This is a genomic window from Stenotrophomonas capsici, from assembly GCF_034961085.1.
Taxonomy (GTDB): domain Bacteria; phylum Pseudomonadota; class Gammaproteobacteria; order Xanthomonadales; family Xanthomonadaceae; genus Stenotrophomonas; species Stenotrophomonas capsici.
The window spans coordinates 94,731-114,876 of record NZ_JAYFUH010000085.1 but is presented as its reverse complement, the minus strand read 5'-3'; the positions used below and the strand labels follow the sequence as shown (position 1 = coordinate 114,876).

The 20,146-nt window shown below is 67.9% G+C and carries 27 protein-coding genes; 21 read left to right on the top strand and 6 right to left on the bottom strand.

Annotation, left to right across the window (positions count from 1 at the left end; translation table 11 throughout):
• Nucleotides 1–9: 9 nt before the first annotated feature.
• From VA603_RS07825 to VA603_RS07805, 5 genes are all read left to right on the top strand, one after another.
• The gene (locus tag VA603_RS07825; RefSeq protein ID WP_192286492.1) at nucleotides 10–453 is read left to right on the top strand and encodes a hypothetical protein; all 444 of its coding nucleotides are present in this window, start codon (nucleotides 10–12) and stop codon (nucleotides 451–453) included.
• Nucleotides 454–496: 43 nt separating this feature from the next.
• Nucleotides 497–1,105, top strand: a complete 609-nt coding sequence (locus tag VA603_RS07820) for a DUF2238 domain-containing protein (protein ID WP_313253926.1) — start codon at nucleotides 497–499, stop codon at nucleotides 1,103–1,105.
• A complete protein-coding gene (purN, locus tag VA603_RS07815; RefSeq protein ID WP_323438438.1) occupies nucleotides 1,102–1,761 on the top strand; it encodes a phosphoribosylglycinamide formyltransferase in 660 nt (219 codons plus the stop codon). Before VA603_RS07820 ends, purN begins: the two co-directional genes overlap by 4 nt.
• Before the next feature lie 66 nt (nucleotides 1,762–1,827).
• Entirely contained in the window at nucleotides 1,828–2,604 is a 777-nt protein-coding gene (locus VA603_RS07810; protein ID WP_323438437.1) for a DUF3108 domain-containing protein, read from the top strand.
• Between the two features lie 2 nt (nucleotides 2,605–2,606).
• Nucleotides 2,607–3,281, top strand: a complete 675-nt coding sequence (locus tag VA603_RS07805) for a DUF3108 domain-containing protein (protein WP_323438436.1) — start codon at nucleotides 2,607–2,609, stop codon at nucleotides 3,279–3,281.
• A gap of 122 nt (nucleotides 3,282–3,403) precedes the next feature.
• Here VA603_RS07805 and VA603_RS07800 read toward each other — a convergent pair whose 3' ends face one another.
• The 3 genes from VA603_RS07800 to VA603_RS07790 are packed head-to-tail and all read right to left on the bottom strand — an operon-like array spanning nucleotide 3,404 to nucleotide 5,255.
• The gene (locus VA603_RS07800) at nucleotides 3,404–3,712 is read right to left on the bottom strand and encodes an EF-hand domain-containing protein (RefSeq protein WP_132864752.1); all 309 of its coding nucleotides are present in this window, start codon (nucleotides 3,710–3,712) and stop codon (nucleotides 3,404–3,406) included.
• Complete coding sequence (murA, locus tag VA603_RS07795) at nucleotides 3,709–4,983, bottom strand: UDP-N-acetylglucosamine 1-carboxyvinyltransferase (protein WP_132864753.1); 1,275 nt, start codon at nucleotides 4,981–4,983, stop codon at nucleotides 3,709–3,711. The genes VA603_RS07800 and murA overlap by 4 nt, the downstream gene beginning before the upstream one ends.
• A 41-nt stretch (nucleotides 4,984–5,024) precedes the next feature.
• Nucleotides 5,025–5,255 (bottom strand): BolA family protein, encoded by a 231-nt coding sequence (locus VA603_RS07790; protein ID WP_323438435.1) that lies wholly within the window; start codon nucleotides 5,253–5,255, stop codon nucleotides 5,025–5,027.
• Nucleotides 5,256–5,308: 53 nt separating this feature from the next.
• On the opposite strand from VA603_RS07790, the gene VA603_RS07785 reads away from it, so the two are divergent.
• From VA603_RS07785 to VA603_RS07710, 16 genes are all read left to right on the top strand, one after another.
• Entirely contained in the window at nucleotides 5,309–6,310 is a 1,002-nt protein-coding gene (locus tag VA603_RS07785) for a KpsF/GutQ family sugar-phosphate isomerase (RefSeq protein WP_132864755.1), read from the top strand.
• 58 nt (nucleotides 6,311–6,368) lie between these two features.
• Nucleotides 6,369–6,914, top strand: a complete 546-nt coding sequence (locus VA603_RS07780) for a KdsC family phosphatase (protein ID WP_323438434.1) — start codon at nucleotides 6,369–6,371, stop codon at nucleotides 6,912–6,914.
• Complete coding sequence (lptC, locus tag VA603_RS07775) at nucleotides 6,914–7,480, top strand: LPS export ABC transporter periplasmic protein LptC (protein WP_132864757.1); 567 nt, start codon at nucleotides 6,914–6,916, stop codon at nucleotides 7,478–7,480. The genes VA603_RS07780 and lptC overlap by 1 nt, the downstream gene beginning before the upstream one ends.
• The gene (lptA, locus tag VA603_RS07770) at nucleotides 7,458–7,985 is read left to right on the top strand and encodes a lipopolysaccharide transport periplasmic protein LptA (RefSeq protein ID WP_132864758.1); all 528 of its coding nucleotides are present in this window, start codon (nucleotides 7,458–7,460) and stop codon (nucleotides 7,983–7,985) included. Before lptC ends, lptA begins: the two co-directional genes overlap by 23 nt.
• Nucleotides 7,985–8,704, top strand: coding sequence for an LPS export ABC transporter ATP-binding protein (gene lptB / locus VA603_RS07765; RefSeq protein ID WP_192286500.1), 720 nt, complete (start codon nucleotides 7,985–7,987; stop codon nucleotides 8,702–8,704). The genes lptA and lptB overlap by 1 nt, the downstream gene beginning before the upstream one ends.
• A gap of 42 nt (nucleotides 8,705–8,746) precedes the next feature.
• A complete protein-coding gene (locus tag VA603_RS07760; protein WP_323438433.1) occupies nucleotides 8,747–10,180 on the top strand; it encodes an RNA polymerase factor sigma-54 in 1,434 nt (477 codons plus the stop codon).
• Nucleotides 10,181–10,239: 59 nt separating this feature from the next.
• A complete protein-coding gene (gene hpf / locus VA603_RS07755) occupies nucleotides 10,240–10,554 on the top strand; it encodes a ribosome hibernation-promoting factor, HPF/YfiA family (protein WP_132864761.1) in 315 nt (104 codons plus the stop codon).
• Between the two features lie 24 nt (nucleotides 10,555–10,578).
• Nucleotides 10,579–11,031 carry a PTS sugar transporter subunit IIA gene (locus VA603_RS07750; RefSeq protein ID WP_192286502.1) on the top strand — a complete coding sequence of 151 codons (453 nt, stop codon included), beginning with the start codon at nucleotides 10,579–10,581 and terminating at the stop codon, nucleotides 11,029–11,031.
• A complete protein-coding gene (hprK, locus tag VA603_RS07745; protein WP_132864763.1) occupies nucleotides 11,028–11,978 on the top strand; it encodes an HPr(Ser) kinase/phosphatase in 951 nt (316 codons plus the stop codon). Before VA603_RS07750 ends, hprK begins: the two co-directional genes overlap by 4 nt.
• Nucleotides 11,975–12,853 carry an RNase adapter RapZ gene (gene rapZ / locus VA603_RS07740; RefSeq protein WP_323438432.1) on the top strand — a complete coding sequence of 293 codons (879 nt, stop codon included), beginning with the start codon at nucleotides 11,975–11,977 and terminating at the stop codon, nucleotides 12,851–12,853. Before hprK ends, rapZ begins: the two co-directional genes overlap by 4 nt.
• 76 nt (nucleotides 12,854–12,929) lie before the next feature.
• Nucleotides 12,930–13,322, top strand: coding sequence for a PTS sugar transporter subunit IIA (locus VA603_RS07735; RefSeq protein WP_132864765.1), 393 nt, complete (start codon nucleotides 12,930–12,932; stop codon nucleotides 13,320–13,322).
• Nucleotides 13,315–13,584, top strand: a complete 270-nt coding sequence (locus VA603_RS07730) for an HPr family phosphocarrier protein (RefSeq protein ID WP_132864766.1) — start codon at nucleotides 13,315–13,317, stop codon at nucleotides 13,582–13,584. The genes VA603_RS07735 and VA603_RS07730 overlap by 8 nt, the downstream gene beginning before the upstream one ends.
• 46 nt (nucleotides 13,585–13,630) lie before the next feature.
• Nucleotides 13,631–15,349 (top strand): phosphoenolpyruvate--protein phosphotransferase, encoded by a 1,719-nt coding sequence (ptsP, locus tag VA603_RS07725; protein ID WP_192286504.1) that lies wholly within the window; start codon nucleotides 13,631–13,633, stop codon nucleotides 15,347–15,349.
• A 118-nt stretch (nucleotides 15,350–15,467) separates the two neighbouring features.
• Nucleotides 15,468–16,829, top strand: coding sequence for a magnesium transporter (mgtE, locus tag VA603_RS07720; RefSeq protein WP_132864768.1), 1,362 nt, complete (start codon nucleotides 15,468–15,470; stop codon nucleotides 16,827–16,829).
• 114 nt (nucleotides 16,830–16,943) lie between these two features.
• On the top strand, nucleotides 16,944–17,210 hold the full coding sequence (locus tag VA603_RS07715) for a hypothetical protein (protein ID WP_132864769.1): 267 nt from the start codon (nucleotides 16,944–16,946) through the stop codon (nucleotides 17,208–17,210).
• A gap of 70 nt (nucleotides 17,211–17,280) precedes the next feature.
• A complete protein-coding gene (locus VA603_RS07710) occupies nucleotides 17,281–18,015 on the top strand; it encodes a tetratricopeptide repeat protein (RefSeq protein ID WP_323438431.1) in 735 nt (244 codons plus the stop codon).
• An 83-nt stretch (nucleotides 18,016–18,098) separates the two neighbouring features.
• Here VA603_RS07710 and VA603_RS07705 read toward each other — a convergent pair whose 3' ends face one another.
• Genes VA603_RS07705 through VA603_RS07695 form a run of 3 tightly spaced genes read right to left on the bottom strand, consistent with a single transcriptional unit; the run spans nucleotide 18,099 to nucleotide 20,095 of the window.
• The gene (locus VA603_RS07705) at nucleotides 18,099–19,049 is read right to left on the bottom strand and encodes an aspartate carbamoyltransferase catalytic subunit (protein ID WP_132864771.1); all 951 of its coding nucleotides are present in this window, start codon (nucleotides 19,047–19,049) and stop codon (nucleotides 18,099–18,101) included.
• Nucleotides 19,050–19,068: 19 nt separating this feature from the next.
• On the bottom strand, nucleotides 19,069–19,536 hold the full coding sequence (ruvX, locus tag VA603_RS07700) for a Holliday junction resolvase RuvX (protein ID WP_323438430.1): 468 nt from the start codon (nucleotides 19,534–19,536) through the stop codon (nucleotides 19,069–19,071).
• A complete protein-coding gene (locus VA603_RS07695) occupies nucleotides 19,529–20,095 on the bottom strand; it encodes a YqgE/AlgH family protein (protein ID WP_323438429.1) in 567 nt (188 codons plus the stop codon). Before VA603_RS07695 ends, ruvX begins: the two co-directional genes overlap by 8 nt.
• Nucleotides 20,096–20,146: the final 51 nt, after the last annotated feature.

Genomic DNA, 20,146 nt, shown 5'->3' with positions numbered 1-20,146 from the left:
GTGCCACTCATGGACGCAGTGAACGCCCCCGTTCCGCCACCACTCGACCTGCCCGCAGAGGACGCCAACCACCTGCGCCTGCTGTCGATCTTCCACTACGTGCTGGCGGGCTTCACCGGCTTGTTCTCGCTGTTCCCCGTCCTGCACCTGGTGCTGGGGCTGGCCATGGTGTCGGGCAAGTTGCCGGTGGACGCGAACAACCCCAACGCGGAGCTCGAGCCGCAGCTGGTCGGCTGGTTCTTCGTCGCCTTCGCCGGCATCTTCATCACCTGCGGGCTGACCCTGGCCGGCTTCATGGTCTACGCCGGGCGCTGCCTGGCGCAGCGCCGGCGCCATACCCTGTGCCTGGTGGTGGCCGGCATCTCCTGCATGATGATGCCGTTCGGCACGGTCCTGGGTGTATTCACCCTGATCGTGCTGTTGCGCCCCCAGGTCAAGGCGGCCTTTGCTTGAACCCTGTCCTGTCGCTGCCTTCCCCGCTGCGGGGCCGCCTCGCATGAACACCGCCAAGAAACTCGCCTTCGGCGCTGTGCTGGCGGTGTTCGTTGCCACCTGGATAAAGCCGTTGTGGCCGCTGGAGCAGTCACTGCACAGTTCGCTGACCGTCCTTGGCCTGGCCGGCCTGTGGTGGGTGGACCGGCGCTGGCGCCTGGGCAATGGCGCCTTCGCGGCGATCTGCGGCTTCATCGCCATCCACTGCATTGCCGCCCGCTGGCTGTACTCCAACATTCCCTATGACCAGTGGCTGCAGTCGCTGGTGGGCTGGTCGCCGGACGCCGCCTTTGGCTGGAAGCGCAACCATTTCGACCGGTTGATCCATTTCCTGTACGGGGTGTGCTTCACCCCGGCGCTGGTCCAGCTGGTCCGCCATGCCTGGCCGCGGCTCCGTTTCGGGCACGCCTTCACCCTCGCGGTGATGACGATCATGTGCTCGAGCCTGGTCTACGAGTGGTTCGAATGGGGCATCGCGCTGGCGCTGTCCCCCGACGCGGCCGAGGCCTACAACGGCCAGCAGGGCGATCCCTGGGATGCCCATGCCGACATGCTGCTGGCCACGCTGGGCAGCCTGCTGGTCTGGCCATTGGCCCGCAAGGCGCTTGCATGAACACCCGTTCACGCATCGCCGTGCTGGCGTCCGGTCGCGGCAGCAACCTGCAATGCCTTCTGGACGCCATTGCCGGCGGCCAGCTGGATGCCGAGATCGTCGGCGTGCTGTCCGACAAACCGGCCGCGGCCGCCCTGGGAAAGGTACCGCCAGCCCTGCGCTGGGCACGCTCGCCGCGCGAATTCGACAACCGCGAGGCCTTCGACGCCGCGCTGGGGGATGCCCTAGCCGCCTGCCGGCCCGACTGGGTCATCTGCGCCGGTTACATGCGCATCCTCGGCGCCGCGTTCGTGGAACGCTTCCAGGGCCGCTTGGTCAACATCCACCCGTCGCTGCTGCCATTGCACAAGGGCCTGGATACCCACGCCCGGGCAATCGAGGCCGGGGATGCCGAGCACGGCGCCAGTGTCCACTTCGTGGTTCCTGAACTGGATGCCGGCAACGTCATCGCCCAGGCACGGGTACCGGTGCTGGCCGGCGACAGCGCCGAGCAGCTGGCCCGGCGCGTGCTGGCGGTCGAACACCCACTGCTGCTGGCAACCGCCCGGCTGCTGGTCGCCGGACGCGTAGCTGAACAGGGAGGCATCATCCAGTTGGATGGTCAGTCCCTGCTCAGCCCGCTGCGCCTAGATTCCGACGGCACGCTGGCTGGCTGATCCCGACATGGCGCTGACCCGCGTGCTGGCATGATCCCTCCCTTCCCTTTCGCCTGACGGCTGCGCATGACCCTCAAACCCTTCAAATGGCTGGTGTTGAGCTCGTTGCTGGCGACCGCCGGAGGCCAGGCGCAGGAACAGGCGCCGGCCCCGCCGACGGTCGTCGCGTTGCCGGCGATGGAATGGACCCCACCGCCGCTGGAGCCCTTCGTAGCCACCTACCAGGCCTTCTACAAGGGCAAGGAAGCCGGCGATGCCACCATGCGGGTGGTGCGCGGCGAAGGCACGCAGTGGCGCGTGGACATGGGCGTGCATGGCAAGCGCGGCTTCGCCAGCGTGCTCGGCCTGAACCTGGAGCAGAGCACCGTCTTCAACAACGAAGGCAACGTGTACACGCCACTGAGCCAGAGCACGGTCAAGAAGGCGTTGTTCCTGGGCAAGAAGGTCACCGGCACCTACAACTGGCAGACCGGCACCGCGCAGTGGCAGGGCGACCTGAAGAAGGAACGGCAGCAGCCGATCCCGCTGCAGCGGGGTGACCAGAGTGCGCTGCTGCTCAACCTGTCGCTGATGCGCGATGCCATGCCCGGCAAGACGCTGCAGTACCGTTTCGTCGACGTTGGCCGGGTACGCCAGCACGAGTACCGCGCCGCCGACGCCACCGAGAACGTGCAGGTCGGCGAGCTGAGCTACGACGCGCTGCGCGTGTACCGCACCAACGGCGGCAACGACGAGATGATCATGTGGATCGCAAACGGCGTGCCGACGCCGGTGCGTATCCTGCAACGCAAGGATGGGCAGGATGAGATCGACCTGCGCCTGATCGAATACACAGGAGCCTGAGCATGAAGACCCTCTTCCGTATCGCCGCCGCCTCGGTGCTGGCCATCGCCAGCCTCCCCGCCCTGGCGCTGGAGCCATTCACCGCCAACTACCAGGCCAGCTACATGGGCATGCAGGCCAGTGGCGTGATGACCCTGGCCAGCGAGGCGAACAACCGCTGGCGCTACAGCCTGCAGATCAAGAACCCGATGGCCGACCTGAGCCAGAGCACCGTGTTCGAGGAACAGGGCGGCACGCTGCGCCCGCTCTCCAGCCATGACCGCTCGGTGCTGCTGATCAAGCGCAAGCAGGTGGACGCGCGCTATGACTGGAACACCCACCAGGCCACCTGGACCGGTGACGTGAAGGCCGACCGCAGTGGCCCGATCAGCCTGCGCGCCGGTGACATGGACGCCCTGCTGATCAACCTGGCGATCGCCCGCGACCTGGCCGCCGGCAAGCCGCTGACCTACCGCATGGTCGACGACGGCCGCATCAAGCCGATGACCTACCGCGTCATCGGCAAGGAAAACGTCACCGTCGATGGCCGCTCGCAGGAAGCGACCAAGGTGTCGCGCGTGGACGGCAACAAGGAACAGATCGCCTGGATCGTCCCCGGCATGCCGGTGCCGGCGCGCCTGCTGCAGCGTGAGAACGGCAAGGACGCGCTGGACCTGACCATCCGCTCGATCCACTGAGTCTCGCCCGCGGCTGGCCCCTCCCGGGCCGGCCGAAGGTCGCACCGCACGGTGACGACCGCCGCCCGGTCACCGCGACATGCAGAAATGCAAAAAAGAAGCCTCCTGTCCGGAGGCTTCTTTCATTCGGCGGCGTCCTTCTTGAACACCGTGCGGCAGTCGCGGCGGAATTCCTCACCGCTGCTGCGCCACACGAAGCTGCGGCATTGCCGGTTGCCTTCCTCGGTGTCCTTCACCTGCACGGCGTAGAAGGCCTGGAAGAACTCCTCGCCACTGACCTGGCCATCGCCGTTCCAGTCCATCTGTTCTTTTTCCACGCCACGGGTGATCGCAACGCCGCTGTACCAGCCCCAGCCCAGCCAGGCCAGGGCCATCAGCACCAGGACCAGCAATGCCTTGCGACGCGGGGTGAAACGGCCCTTGAGGATCATGACACGCGCCGGATGCTGGCACCGAGGGCACCGAGTTTTTCCTCGATGTTCTCGTAGCCACGGTCAAGGTGGTAGATGCGGTCGATGGTGGTGTCGCCCTCGGCCAGCAGGCCGGCCAGGATCAGCGAGGCCGAGGCGCGCAGGTCGGTGGCCATCACCGGCGCACCGCTCAGCCGCTCGGCGCCGCGGACGATGGCGGTATGCCCTTCCACCTGGATGTCCGCGCCCAGGCGCAGCAGCTCGTTGACGTGCATGAAGCGGTTTTCGAAGATCGTTTCCTTGATCACGCCCACGCCGTCGGCCACGCAGTTCATGGCCATGAACTGGGCCTGCATGTCGGTCGGGAAGGCCGGGTGCGGCGCGGTGGTGATGTTCACCGCCTTGGGCCGCTTGCCGTGCATGTCCAGGGTGATGGTGTCCTCGGTGGTGCTGATCTCGGCACCGGCCTCGACCAGCTTCTGCAGCACCGCGTCCATCGTGTCCGGGCGCGCGTTGCGCACGACGATGCGGCCGCCGGTCATCGCCGCGGCGACCAGGAAGGTGCCGGTCTCGATGCGGTCCGGTAGCACCGCGTGGCGGCCGCCGTGCAGGCGCTCCACGCCCTCGATCACCAGCCGCGCGGTGCCGATGCCCTCGATCTTCGCGCCCAGCGCGATCAGGCAGTGCGCCAGGTCGGACACCTCCGGCTCCATCGCCGCGTTTTCCAGGACGGTGGTGCCTTCGGCCAGCACCGCGGCCATCAGCACGTTCTCGGTACCGGTGACGCTGACCATGTCGAACGTATAGCGACCGCCCTTCAGGCGACCGTCGACATGCGCCTTGATGAAACCGTTCTCGACGTTGATGTGCGCACCCAGCGCCTGCAGGCCCTTGATGTGCTGGTCGACCGGGCGCGAGCCAATGGCGCAGCCACCCGGCAGCGACACTTCGGCCTGCCCGAACTTGGCCAGCAGCGGCCCCAGTACCAGGATCGAGGCACGCATGGTCTTGACCAGCTCATACGGCGCGACGTGCTGGTCCACGCTGCGCGGGTCCACCACCACCGCGCTGCCGCGCGACAGCGTGCCCTGGTCGATGGTGACCTTGGCGCCCAGCTCGCCGAGCAGCTTCACGGTGGTGATCACGTCGTGCAGGTGCGGCACGTTGGTGATTTCCACCGGCGCATCGGCCAGCAGGGTGGCGCACAGGATCGGCAGGACGGCGTTCTTGGCGCCGGAGATATGAACCTCACCGTTCAGCGCCTTGCCGCCGGTGACTACGATTTTTGCCATGGATGTGGAAGCCGGAATAGGGGAAATGGAGGTGCGCCGGCTCAGCCGGCTTCACCCGGGGTAACGGTCTTGAGCGCCAGCGCGTGGATCGCGCCGCCCATCAGGTCGCCCAGCGTCGCATAGACCATGCGGTGGCGGGCCAGCGGCAGCTTGCCGGCAAAGGCCTCGCAGACCACCATCGCTTCGAAGTGAACGCCGTCTTCACCCTGCACGTCGGCACGGGCGCCGGGCAGCCCGGCTTCGATAAGGTTTCGGATGGTCTCGGCGTCCAAAGCGCTTTCCTAATAAAATGAACGTCCATTCTACTATTCCGAGTGGCGCCCGCATGGCTGCTTCCCCGCTTTCTCTCGATACCCTGCGTGATACCGACCTGGTCGCCAGTGGCCGGCGCGTGTTCGAGATCGAACGTACCGAGCTGGACCGCGTGGGGGGCCGCATCGGCGCCGAATTCGCCGCCGCCTGCCGGCTGGTGCTGGCCTCCCCGGGACGGGTGGTGACCACCGGCATGGGCAAGTCCGGGCATATCGCGCGCAAGATCGCCGCCACCCTGGCCTCCACCGGCACCCCCTCCTTTTACGTGCACCCCGGTGAAGCCGGGCATGGCGACCTGGGCATGATCACCGAGGACGACGTGGTACTGGCGCTGTCCTACTCCGGTGAGTCGGACGAAGTGCTGATGCTGCTGCCGGTGCTCAAGCGCCAGGGCAACCCCCTGATCTCGATGACCGGCCGGCCCCAGTCCAGCCTGGCCAAGGCCGCCGACGTGCACCTGGACGTGAATGTGGACCACGAGGCCTGCCCGCTGGCCCTGGCCCCGACCTCCAGCACCACCGCCTCGCTGGCGATGGGCGACGCACTGGCCGTGGCCCTGCTCGACGCGCGCGGCTTCACCGCCGACGATTTCGCCCGCTCGCACCCGGCCGGCAGCCTGGGCCGGCGCCTGCTGCTGCACATCACCGACGTGATGCACAGCGGCGCGGACCTACCCAGCGTGCCCGAGGACGCCAGCCTGAGCCAGGCGCTGATGGAAATGAGCCGCAAGCGCCTGGGCATGACCTCGGTGGTCGATGCCGACGGCCGCCTGGTCGGCCTGTTCACCGACGGTGACCTGCGCCGTGCCCTGGACACCGACGTGGACGTGCGCACCGCCGGCATCGCCCAGGTGATGACCCGCGGCCCGCGCACCATCGGCGCCGACCAGTTGGCCGTGGAAGCGGCACGTTTGCTGGAGAAGCACAAGATCAACGGCCTGATCGTGGTCGATGGCGACAATCGCCCGGTCGGCGCCCTGAACATTCATGACCTGTTGCGGGCAAAAGTGGTTTAAACCCCGCACAATCCCCCATCTACCCCGAAATGCCCGCCGCAACGGACCTTGCCCGCTGATGCCCTATTCCCCGCTCGACCACTTCCCCGCCCCGCTGCACGCCGTGGCCGCACGCATCCGGCTGGCCTGCTTCGACGTGGATGGCACGCTGACCGACGGCCGCCTGTACTACGACCATGCCGGCAACGAGAGCAAGGCGTATTACGTGCAGGACGGGCTGGGGCTGAAACTGCTGCAGCAGCACGGCATCCATCCGGTGCTGATCACTGCCCGCAACAGCCTGTCGGCCCAGAAGCGTGGTGCTGACCTGGGCATCGATACCCAGATCGCCGTCGGCGACAAGCTGGCCAGCGTGCGGGCGTTGTGCGAGCAGCACGGTATCGGCCTGGACCAGGTGGCCTTCCTCGGCGACGACCTGCCGGACCTGGCCCCGCTGGGCGCGGTCGGGCTGGCCGTTGCCCCGGCCGACGCCCACCCGTGGATCGCCGAACGCGTGCACTGGCAGACCCGCGCCGCCGGCGGCCGCGGCGCAGCGCGCGAGCTGTGCGACGCCCTGCTGGCGGCGCAGGGCCAGGTGGAAGCCGTGCTGGCGAGGTACGCCTGATGAACTGGCGCACCGTCCTAGGCGTCGGCCTGTTCATCGCCGCGCTGGTCACCGGCATTTCGGCCTGGCGCCATCGAACCGTGGCCGGCCCGGAACAGATCAGCGAGAACGTCAACGACTTCGTGCTCTCCAACTTCGAGATCATCAGCCTGGACGAGGAAGGCAAGGAGTCGGCCACGCTGCGGGCACCGGCGATGCAGCGCAAGCGCGCCGACCAGACCTCGACCATCACCCAGCCGTTGTTCCTGCTGCCCGATGATGCGGGCAACCACTGGGAGTTGCGCGCCGACACCGGCTGGGTCAGCCCCAAGGGCGAGGAGCTGCGCCTGCGCGGCAACGTGGCCGGTGACAGCCCCAAGGACGGCAAGACCCCGCCCACCACCTTCCGCACGACCTCGCTGGATATCTTCCCGAAGCAGAACCTGGCCCGCACCGAGGCCCAGGTCACCCTGACCCGGCCGGGCCTGAGCCAGACCGGCGTCGGCTTCCAGTCCAACCTGAAAACCCAGCAGTACTCCCTCCAATCCCGAGTCAAGACCCGCTATGAACCCAATGCTGCCCGCTAAGCTCGCGTCGATCACCCTGCTCGCCGCCCTGCTCGCACCTGGCCTGGCGTGGGCCAAGAGCTCGGACCGCAACCAGCCGATGACGATCGACTCCAACAACAACGACTGCAACTTCAGCGACAACGGCAAATGCCAGTTCCGCGGTGACGTGGTGATCGTCCAGGGCACGCTGGAGATCCACGCCGACAGCGCCGACGTGATCCAGCGCAACGGCGAGACCGAGCGGGTGATCCTGACCGGCAAGCAGGCCACCCTGAAGCAGCAGATGGATGACAACACCTGGATGAACGCCCGTGCCGACAACATGGACTACAACATCAGCAGCGAAGTGATCATCCTCACCGGCAACTACAACGTCGAGTCCGAGCGCGGCACCAATGCCGGCCAGCGCATGGTCTACAACACCCGCACCGGCGCGATGCAGAGCGGCGGCGACGGCACCCGCGTGCGTACCGTCATCCAGCCCAAGGCCAAGGCACCGGCCGCGCAGGGAGACAAGAAGTAATGCTCGTCGCCCAAGGCCTGCGCAAGCGCTACAAGAACCGCGAAGTCGTCAAGGACTTCGGGCTCACCCTGGAAGCCGGTGAAGTGGTCGGCCTGCTCGGCCCCAACGGTGCCGGCAAGACCACCTGCTTCTACATGATCGTCGGCCTGGTCGCCGCCGATGCCGGCAGCATCGTGCTCGATGGCCAGGACATCACCGCCGACCCGATGTACTCGCGCGCCAAGCTGGGCGTAGGCTACCTGCCGCAGGAGCCGTCGGTGTTCCGCAAGCTGAGCGTGGCCGACAACATCCGGCTGGTGCTGGAGCTGCGCGACGACCTCGACGCCGAGGGCCGCGAGCGCGAACTGTCGGCGCTGCTGGAAGAACTGCAGATCAGCCACGTCGCCAGCCAGGCCGGCGCCAGCCTGTCCGGTGGTGAGCGTCGCCGCTGCGAGATCGCCCGCGCGCTGGCGGCCAAGCCGCGCATGATCCTGCTCGACGAACCCTTCGCCGGCGTCGACCCGATCTCGGTCGGCGAAATCCAGCGCATCGTCACCCACCTCAAGCAGCGTGGCATCGGCGTATTGATCACCGACCACAACGTGCGCGAGACCTTGGGAATCTGCGACCGGGCGTATATCCTCGCTGAAGGCAGCGTTCTCGCGCAGGGGGCACCGGAACAGCTGCTGGCCAACACCGACGTTCGCCGCGTCTACCTGGGAGACGCGTTCACCCTCTGAGCCTGCGGCCAACGTCACGCCCTTCCCCGGACGGAACCCGGCATGAAAGCTCGGCTGCAGACATCGATGGGACAGAGCCTGGTCATGACGCCCCAGTTGCGTCAGGCCATCCGGCTGTTGCAGATGTCCAGCACCGAGCTCGAACTGGAACTGGTCGAGGCGGTGGAAACCAATCCCCTGCTGGAATGGGCCGAGAACGGCGACAACGCCGGCGACGACGAGGCCGCGCCGGGCGCGTCCGGCGATGAAGCTCCGGCCGACCTCGGCCAGGGCGACATCAGCGACGATGGCGACAGCTGGGAAGGCCGGGACGAGGACTGGAGCAGCGGCCACGGCGGCTCCTTCGACGAGGACGGCGACGGCGACAGCCGCGAACAGGCCGCCGAAGCCGACACGCTGGCCGACCACCTGCTCTGGCAGTTGCACCTGTCCCACCTCAGTGCCCGCGACCGCGCCATCGGCGTGGCCCTGATCGATGCACTGGACGAGGACGGCTACCTGCGCGAGCCGCTGCCGGGCATCGCCGAAACCCTGCTTCCCGATATCCATGCCGACGAGGACGAAATCCTCGCGGTGCTAAGCCAGATCCAGCGCTTCGACCCGGCCGGCGTGGGCGCGCGCTCGCTGGGGGAATGCCTGTCCCTGCAACTGGATGCCCTGCCCGCCGACACCCCGGGCCTGGTGTTGGCCCGCGGCATCGCCGCCGGCCCGCTGGAGCGCCTGCCGCGCGCCGGCATCCCCGGCATCGCCCAGGAACTCAAGCAGCCCCTGGACGCGGTCGAGCAGGCCGTGCAGCTGCTGCGCTCGCTGGACCCGCGCCCGGGCAAGCAACTCGGCGAACTGACCTCGGACACCTACGTGGTGCCGGACTGCGTGATCTGGCGCCAGCGCGGCATCTGGCGTTGCGCGCTGGCCGGCCACGCCGGCCCCCGGGTGGTCATCCACCGCGGCTACGAACAGTTGATCCGCCGCTGCGGCGATGCCGACGCCAGCTACCTGCGCGCGCAGCTGCAGGAGGCCCGCTGGCTGCTCAAGAGCCTGGAGGCGCGCGGCGAAACCCTGCTGCGCGTGGTCGGCAGCCTGCTGCACCACCAGGCCGGCTTCCTGGAATTCGGCGAACAGGCCCTGCGCCCGTTGACGCTGCGTGAAATCGCCAGCGAACTGGACCTGCACGAATCCACCATTTCCCGCGCCATCGCCCGCAAGTACGTGCGCACCCCGCGCGGCACCCTGCCGCTGCGCGCGTTCTTCGCCTCCGGCATCGATACCGAGGGTGGCGGCGAGGCGTCCAGCACCGCCATCCAGTCGATGATCCGCAACCTGATCGATGGCGAAAACCCGCGCAAACCGCTTTCTGACGCGAAGCTGGCTGAGCTGCTCAAGACCAGTGGAATACCGGTGGCGCGGCGCACCGTGGCGAAGTATCGTGAAGCCATGAACATTTCTGCCTCCCACGAACGCGTCCGCATCGTCTGAAGCTTTCGCTGGCTGGGCAGAGGGTTCATGAGGCAACCCCGAACCACAGGAGGAATCCGATGCGTATCGAGACGTATGGCCAGCAGATCGAAGTCACTCCCGCCCTGAAGGAGTACGTGGAAACGAAACTGGAGCGGGTGGGACGACACGTCGACCAGCACTGCGAGATACGGGTGCAGCTGTCCACTCGCAAGCCTGACTTCCTCGTCGTCGCCACGGTGAATCTGCCCGGGCGCACCCTGCATGCCGACGCCGCCGGCTCGACCATGTACGCGGCCATCGACGTCCTTGCCGACAAGCTGGACCGGTTGGTCATCAAGCACAAGGAAAAACATCTTCCCCACGCATCGCATGCACTGCGCGACAATGGCTGACAGCAGCCACTCTCCGCACCAGACATGCCGTTGACCGACCTGATGGCGGCCGTGAGTACCCAGGTACTCGCGGCCGCTGATCGAGACAGCACCCTTCTTGCCGCCTCGCGCCTGCTGGCCTGTCGCGAAGCCGGCGCAGACAGCCTTTTTGACAGCCTGCGCGAGCGTGAACGCGTCGGCAGCACCGCCATCGGCCATGGCATCGCCATCCCGCATGGCCGCTCCCCAACCCTGCAACGGCCCCGTGGCGCCTTGCTGCGCCTGCAGCAGCCGGTCGATTTCGGCGGTGACGAGGGCGTGGACCTGGTCTTCGCCATGGCCGTACCCGAGCATTACACCCACCAGCACCTGATGCTGCTGTCCGAGCTGGCCGAGCTGTTTTCCGATGCCGGCGTCCGCCAGGCCCTGCGCGATGCGCCCGATGCCGAGGCACTGCAGCAGATCATCACCCAACCGCCACAGGCGCCCCGCGGATGAATACCAGCATCACTGCCCAGGAACTGTTCGACCAGCAGCGCGAGAAGCTCGACCTGCGCTGGGTGGCCGGACGCGAAGGCGCACGCCGCGAACTGGAGGCGGGCAACACCGTGTCACGGCGGCCGTCGCTGGCCGGCTACCTGAATACGATCTACCCCAACAAGGTCCAGATCCTCGGCACCGAGGAACTGACCTGGCTGGATTCGCTGGACGCGCGCCAGCGCTGGGAGGTGATCGAACGGATCATCCAGGCCCACCCGATGGCGCTGGTCATCACCAAGAGCCATGGCTGCCCGGAAGACCTGCGTGCGGCCGCGGACGAATCCCAGACCCCCCTGTGGGTCTCGCCCAAGCGCGGCCACGAGCTGCTCAACCACCTCAGCTACCACCTGGCCCGGACCCTGGCGCCCCGCATCACCCTGCACGGGGTGTTCATGGAGATCTACTCCATCGGCGTGCTGATCACCGGCGAGGCCGGCTCGGGCAAGAGCGAGCTGGCGCTGGAACTGCTCTCGCGCGGGCACCGGCTGGTCGCCGACGATGCCCCGGAGTTCACCCAGATCGCCCCGGACGTGCTCGACGGCACCTGCCCGGAACTGCTGCAGGACCTGCTCGAGGTCCGTGGCCTGGGCGTGCTCAACGTGCGCCAGATGTTCGGTGACACGTCTGTAAAGAAGAACAAGTACCTTCGCCTCATCGTCCACCTGACCAAGCCGATGACCGAACCCAGCGCCTACGGCTACGAGCGCCTGACCGGCGATTCCGGCAAGCGCCATGTGCTCGACCTGGACGTGCCGCTGATCACCCTGCCGGTGATGCCCGGCCGCAACCTGGCGGTGCTGACCGAGGCCGCCACGCGCCTGCACATCCTGCGCACCAAGGGCATCGACCCGGCCGCCATGTTCATCGCCCGTCACAGCAACCTGTTGGAGCAACGCAGTCCATGAGCACCTTACCGTCCCCGGTGCTGGTCATCGTCAGCGGCCTGTCCGGCTCGGGCAAATCGGTCGCCCTGAAGACCTTCGAGGACCTGGATTACTACTGCTCGGACAACATCCCGGTGAACCTGCTGCCGGAATTCGTGCGCGGGGTGCTCGGCCAGCGCAATGACAGCAGCCCACAGCGACTGGCCATCGGTATCGACGTTCGTGGGCGCAGCGATCTGAGCCAACTGGGGAAGTGGCGCCAGACTGCCAATGAGTACGGCATCGATGCCCGCCTGCTGTTCTTCGAGGCCGACGACGACACCTTGCTGGCGCGCTATGCCGATACCCGCCGTCGCCACCCGCTCAGCCACCTCGGGCTGTCGCTGCCCGAGGCGATCATCCGCGAACGCGAGCTGACCGCCCCCCTGCGCCGCGAAGCCGATGCGGTGATCGATACCACCCGGCTCAACGTGCACCAGCTGCGGCGCCGGGTCATCACCGAATTCGCGTTGAGCCAGCAGGGCAAGCTCTCGCTGCTGTTCGAGTCCTTCGCCTACAAGCGCGGCGTGCCGGCCGAGGCCGACTTCGTGTTCGATGCGCGCGTGCTGCCCAACCCGCACTGGGACCCGGAACTGCGCTCGCTGACCGGCCGTGACCGCGAGGTGCGCGAATACCTGGACGCCCAGCCGGAGGTGGTGCGCTATGTCGCCCAGCTGCAGGACCTGCTGGACACCTGGCTGCCCAAGCTGGGCAACGAGACCCGCGCCTACGTGACCGTGGCCTTCGGCTGCACCGGTGGCAAGCACCGTTCGGTGTACCTGGCCGAGCGCCTGGCCCGGCATGCCCGCGAACAGGGCTGGCCGGACGTGGCCACCTTCCACCGCGAGCAGGATTGAACCCCGTACTGAACGGCACACAGAAGACAGGTTCCGACGCTATCGCGGACTCATGGTGACCTGTTAACGTTCAGGGATGACCTGCGGCATTCTCCTCGTGACCCATCCCGGCGTCGGCACTTCCCTGCTGGAAGTGGCGACCACCCTGTTGCGGCAGTTGCCGCTGAAGACCGAAGCCTTCGAAGTCCCCTTCGATGCCGACCTCGACGCACTGCTGCCCGCGGCCTCGGCCGCGATGCGGCGGGTCGAGGGTGACGAAGGCGTGCTGGTGCTGACCGACCTGTACGGCGCCAGCCCCAGCAACCTGGCCAACCAGCTGGTCCGGCTGGGCACCCCGGCCAGGCGCGTCTCCGGGTTGAGCCTGTCGATGCTGCTGCGGGTGATGAACTATCCGGAACAGGGATTGGACCAACTGCCCGCCACTGCGGCGGCGGGCGCTCGCAATGGAGTCATCGTCGACGATGCTTGAGAAAGAACTCACCGTATCCAACCGCCTGGGCCTGCATGCCCGCGCGACCGCCAAGCTGGTGCAGGTGGTATCGGCCTTCCGCGCCAATGCCACGCTGGTGGCCAAGGGCCGCGAGGTCAATGCCAAGAGCATCATGGGCGTGATGCTGCTGGCCGCCGGCCAGGGCACCCCGGTCACCGTCCGCGTCGATGGCGAGGACGAAGGTGCCGCGCTGGAAGCCATCACCGCCCTGTTCGAACGCCGTTTCGACGAAGACAACTGATGCGCGCGCTGCCGCCTCCCGCCGACACGCCAAGGGGCCTGCTGCCATGACCCGGCTGCATGGGCTGGCGGCGTCGCGTGGCACGGCCCTGGGACGTGCCCGTGTCCGCCTGCCGCACGTGCAGGAAACCGGCGAAAAGCGCATTGCCGCATCGGCCGTCGAACAGGAACTGGAACGCCTGCACCGCGCCACCGATGCGGCGCGCGCGGAGATGCGTGAACTGCGCAGCCGCCTGCAGGGTGCCCTGCCCGCCGAGGTCGGCGAGTTCCTCGACCTGCACGCCATGCTGCTGGACGACCCCGAACTGCTTGCCGCGCTGGATGAACTGGTGCGCGGCAAGCGCTACAGCGCCAGCCATGCGCTGCGCGTCCAGCGCGATCGCCTGGCGCAGGTGTTCGAGGGCATGGAGGACGCCTACCTCAAGAGCCGCATCGACGACCTGGACCACGTCATCGGCCGCATCCATTCGTTCCTGCACAAGCGCGCCACCCATGTGAAGGGGCTGGCCGGGGAGATCCTGGTCTGCGAGAACGTGGCCCCGTCCGAACTGGCCCAACTGCAGTCGCAGGGCGTGGTCGGCATCGTCAGCAGCGGCGGCAGCGTGCTCTCGCATAGCGCCATCCTGGCCCGCAGCCTGCACATGCCACTAGTAGTGGGCGCCAGCGCCGTGTTGAACAAGGTCAACGACGGCGACGTGATGATCCTGGATGGCGGCAGCGGCGAGATCGTCATCGAGCCCGCCTCCTCCGACCTGCGCCAGTACCGTGCGCGCCAGCGCGAGCTGGCCCGCGAGCAACGCGAACTGGGCCGCCTGCGCGCCAAGCCCACCCGCACGCTGGACGGCGAGGAAATCACCTTGCTGGCCAACGCCGAATCCCAGGACGACGTGGCCCAGGCGCATGCGCTGGGCGCACGCGGGCTGGGCCTGTACCGCACCGAATTCCTGTTCCTGCAGCGCAACCACCTGCCGGACGAAGAAGAACAGTTCCGCGCCTACCGCGACACCGTGCTCGGCATGAGCGGCCGGCCGGTCACCATCCGCACGCTGGACCTGGGCGCGGACAAGGCCGATCGCACCGGCCTGGTGATGGGCAACGAGGAGAACCCGGCGCTGGGCCTGCGCGGCGTGCGCCTGTCGCTGGCCAACCCCAAGGTCGCCGACACCCAGCTGCGCGCCATCCTGCGCGCCTCCGGCTACGGGCCGGTGCGCATCCTGGTGCCCATGGTCAGCAGCCGCGAGGAGATCATGGCGGTGCGCCGCCGGTTGTCGCGACTGGCCGCGCTGCTGCGCAACGATGGCCATGAAGTGGCCGAGAACATCCCGGTCGGGGCGATGATCGAGGTGCCTGCGGCAGCCATCGGGCTGGAGTGCTTCATCGACCAGGTCGATTTCCTGTCGATCGGCACCAACGACCTGGTGCAGTACCTGCTGGCCGCCGACCGCAACAACGAGGCGGTCAGCGAGCTGTACTCGCCGCTGCATCCGGCGGTGCTGCGGCTGCTGTGGCAGGTGATCGAGACCGCGCGACGCCACCAGACCCCGGTGGCGGTGTGCGGCGAGATCGCCGGTGACGCGCAGATGACGGCAATGTTGCTGGCGCTGGGCCTGACCGAGTTCAGCCTGCACCCCGGCACCCTGCTGGAGGTGCGCCGCGCCATCCGCGAAGTGGACCTTACCGGCCTGCGCGCGCAGGCACCGCAACTGCTGGCCGCCCGCGACCGGCGTGGCATCGAGCGCTGGATCAACGGCAACGCCCGCGACTGATTCCGATGCCCCGGCACCTGTGCATCGGCACGCCGTGCACGCGATAATGACGGGCTCAACACCGCCGATGCCGCATCCTTGCCCCGGATAGCGGCCTTTTCATTCCCGGGAGCAGCGCATGGCCGAAGCGGTACGCCACGACAAGACCGCACGACAGCTGCGTCTGCTTTCCGATGCGCTCGACAGCGGCCGGCTTGGCCCCGTACGCCGCCTGGTCAACACTCTTTCGCCGGCCGAGATCGGCAACCTGCTCGAATCGCTGCCGCCGGGCAAGCGCGAGGTGGTGTGGGGGTTGGTCGACGCCGAGGATGACGGCGAGGTGCTGGTGCACGTCGGCGACGACGTGCGCGAGAGCCTGCTGGCGGACATGGACCCGGACGAGATCATCGCCGCGGTCGAAGACCTGGACATCGACGACCTGGCCGACCTGGTCGAGGACCTGCCCGACACCGTCATCGACGAAGTGCTCAAGTCGATGGACCGCGAGAACCGCGAGCGGCTCGAGCAGGTGCTGTCCTATCCGGAAGACACCGCCGGCCGCCTGATGAACCCGGACGTGGTCACCGTGCGTGCCGACGTCAACGTCGACGTGGTGCTGCGTTACCTGCGCCTGCGCGGCGAGCTGCCGGACCATACCGACCACCTGTTCGTGGTCAGCCGTCGTCACCAGTACCTGGGCCGGTTGTCGTTGGCCTCGCTGGTGACCCACGAGGACACCACCCCGATCAACCGCCTGATCGACGACGAGCAGCCGGCCATCGACGTCGGCGAGAGCGCCGACGAAGTGGCCCGCCAGTTCTCCGACCATGACTGGGTGTCGGCACCGGTGGTGGATGACAACAACATCCTGATCGGCCGCATCACCATCGACGACGTGGTCGACATCATCCGTGGCCAGGCCGAGCACCAGGTGCTGGGCGCGGCCGGCCTGGACGAGGACGAGGACCTGTTCAGCCCGGTCTGGCGCGCCATGCGCCGGCGCCTGATGTGGCTGTCGATCAACCTGTGCACCGCGTTCCTGGCCTCCAGCGTGGTCGGCCATTTCGAAGGCACCATCGACAAGCTGGTGGCGCTGGCCGTGCTGATGCCGATCGTCGCCGGTCTTGGCGGCAACGCTGGCACCCAGGTACTGGCGCTGATGGTGCGCGGCCTGGCGCTGGGCCAGGTGGGCGCGTCCAACGCACGCACCCTGCTGTGGAAGGAACTGCGCGTGGCGCTGCTCAACGGCCTGCTGCTCGGCTCGATCCTGGGCCTGATCGTGCTGGCCTGGTTCCACATGCCAGGGCTGTCATTGGTGATCGCCGTGGCCCTGACCTGCAACCTGCTGTTCGCCGCCTCGGCCGGCGTACTGGTGCCGCTGACGCTCAAGCGGCTGGGCTTCGATCCGGCGCTGGCCAGCGGCATCTTCCTGACCGCCGTGACCGACACGATGGGCTTCTTCACCTTCCTGGGCCTGGCCACGCTGGTGCTGCTGCATTGATTGCAGCGGGGCGTCGTGCATCCGCGACGCCCCGGCGACCTGGCTGCCCGCGACCTCCCGGATGACGTGAAGCCTGACGTACTACACTCCGCAGCCCATCCGCAGGCACCCCCCATGACCACCACCGTCACCGATTACTACCAGCCCGGCTGGCGCGACCAGAACCATGCCTGCCCGGCCTGCGAATGGCAGGGAAGCTCTCGGCAGATGGAGATGGAGCTGCACGACGAGCAGACCGAATACACCTGCCCGCAGTGCGAGTACCCGCTGCTGGTGGTGATGCACCCGTCGCTGCAGGAGGTCAAGGCCGCCGCCGACGCGGGCAACGAGGAAGCCCAACAGCAGTTGGCCATCCTGGCGATGGCACCGCGCGACAGCTGAGGCGAACCACTGGCAACGGCGACCACGGCGTGCAAAGCTCGCCGGCAACGCCACTGCACCGGGGGGTTGTATGCGCCTGTTGTTGATCGTCACGCTCGGACTGTGCTGCAACCTCGCCTTCGCACAGACCGAAACCGGCCCGTGGAAGCTGACCACCGCGCCGGTCGCCCCGCGCCCCGCCGAGCCGGGCCTGGGCAGGGAGTTACGGGCATCGGTCCAGCAATCGGTCGAGCAGAGCCTGAAAGGTGACAACGCGCAGGCGCGCGTTGCGTTGCTGGAGGTCGCCCAGCACTGCGATGCCTATCGGGCGGCCGCCGGGCGACGTGCGGTGAGCTTCCGTACCCAACGACAGTACGAGCTGTACCTGGCCGACCACAACGACGGCACGCCGCTGGACTGGCTGGACATGGCCTGCGCCGATGCCTACAAGCAGCTGGCCTACATCGCCGTGGAGTACCACGACACCGACCAGGCCATGCAGTGGCTGGACCAGGCCCAGGCAACTGCCCCGTATGAGGCCGACGTGCTGACCGAACGCGGCATCGCCTTCAACCAGCGCAAGGACTGGCGTGGTGCGCTGGCCAGCTACCAGCAGGCGCTGGAACTGACCCGCAGCCATCCCGAGGCCGCGCATCTGCAGGCATTGGCGCTGCGCGGCGTGGGGTTCTCGCTGATCGAGCTGGGCGACCTGCCGTCGGCACAATCCCATTACGAGCAATCGCTGGAACTGGAACCCGACAACCCGGTCGCGCTGCAGGAGCTGACCTACATCCAGCAGCTGCGGGAGCGTGCCGGCGGGAAGTGACGCCTACGGTTGGGGCGATCAACGGTGGAGCGGATGGAATCCTGGCTTCGCGGCCGAGACCGCTCCTGCCGCGGCAGCCGGCATCAACCCAGCAAGGTTTCCAGCACCGCCATGCGCACCGCCACGCCATTGGCGACCTGGCGCAGCACCCACGACTGCGGGCCGTCGGCCACTTCGTCGGTGACTTCCACGCCGCGGTTGATCGGGCCCGGGTGCAGCACCGCCGCGTCCTTGCCGGCACGCTTCAGGCGCTCGTTGGTCAGCCCGTACTGCGCGTGGTACTGCTCCAGCGACGGCACCAGCCCTTCTTCCATGCGCTCGCGCTGCAGGCGCAGCATCATCAGCGCATCGGCACCTTCCAGCAGCGCGTCGAAGTCCTGTCCGACCACGCAGCCCTTGAGGGTTTCATCATCGGGCAGCAACGACTGCGGGCCGCACACGCGGATCTCGCCCACGCCCAGCGTGCGCATCGCATGCAGGTCGGTGCGGGCCACGCGCGAGTGCTTCACGTCGCCGACGATCACCACCTTGAGCTTGGAGAAGTCCGGCCCCTTGGCCTGACGCAGGGTCAGCATGTCGAGCAGGCCCTGGGTCGGGTGCGCGCTGCGACCGTCACCGGCGTTGACCAGCGCGGTGCCCTCGCCGGCCGCGGCGGCCAGCGCCGCCACCGCGCCGTCGTCCGGATGGCGGATGACGAAGCCGCGCACGCCCATCGCTTCCAGGTTCTTCAGCGTGTCGCAGGCGGTTTCCCCCTTGCGCGTGGACGAGGTGGAGGCATCGAAATTGAGCACGTCCGCGCCCAGCCGCTGCGCGGCGAGCTGGAACGAACTGCGGGTGCGCGTGGACGGTTCGAAGAACAGCGTGCACACCGCGGTACCGGCCAGCACCGCGCGCTTGTTGCTGATCCGGCCCACCGCCGCGTCACGGATCTGGCCGGCGCGGTCGAGCAGCTGCAGCAGGGTCTCTCGAGGCAACCCTTCCAGGGTCAGCAGGTGGCGGAGGCGTCCTTGGTCATCGAGTTGCGCAGCAGTCATGGCGGGAGATCTTCGGCAGTCAGGAAATGGGGGTGGCGTCGTGCGGCGCCGACAGCCAGCGCTCGATGATGACCGCGGCGGCCACGGCATCGAGGTTGGCGGCATCACGGCGGCGCTTGCGGCCTTCGGCGCGCTCGACGGCAAAACGGTGTGCGGCCTCGACCGAGCTGGAGCGCTCGTCGACCAGCAGCACCGGCAACTTGTAGCGCTGCTGCAACTGCCGGGCGAAGGCATGCGCGCGCTTGCGGTTGGGCTGGTCCTCGCCCTCCAGGGTCAGCGGGTCGCCGACGATCAGGCCCTGCGGCCGCCACTCCTTGTGCAGGCGGTCCAGCGTGGTCCAGTCCGGTCCGTTGGCATGCACGTCAACCACGGCGATGGCGCGTGCACCGACGCCGAAGGCGCTGCCGATGGCCACGCCGATGCGGCGCGAGCCGACGTCGAAGCCGAGTACGGTGCTGTCGGTGGACAGGCGGGCCGGCTCAGGCACGGCCGCTGTACCCGGTCAGGCGGAACAGGTCCACGCCGATCCGCGCGGCGGCCAACTGCCAGCGTTCTTCCAGCGGCGTGGCGAACAGCAACGCGGCATCGGCCGGTACGGTCAGCCAGCTGTTGTCGGCCAGTTCCTGTTCCAGTTGCCCGGCCCCCCAGCCGGCGCAACCCAGGGTCACCAGCGCGTTGCGCGGCCCCTGGCCGATGGCCATGGCCTCGAGGATGTCGCGCGAGGTGGTCAGGTACAGGCCGTCGGCAACGGTCAGGCTGGAATCCCAAGCGCGCGCGTCGTCATGGATGACGAAGCCACGTTCGGTATGCACCGGCCCGCCATTGAGCACCGGCGCCGCGCGCAGGTCACCGTCGTCGCAGTCGATCTCCATCTGTTCGAAGACCTCGCCCAGCGTGAAATCGGAGGCCTGGTTGACGACCACGCCCATGGCGCCGTTCTCGTCGTGCTGGCAGATCAGCGCGACGCTGCGCGCGAACGTGCCATCGGCCAGGGACGGCAGGGCGACCAGCAGGTGGTTGGACAGGGGCAGGGACAGCGCGGACATGGCGCATATTCTAGCGGTTACGCGTGTCCGGGGCGTGCAGCGGCGATAATC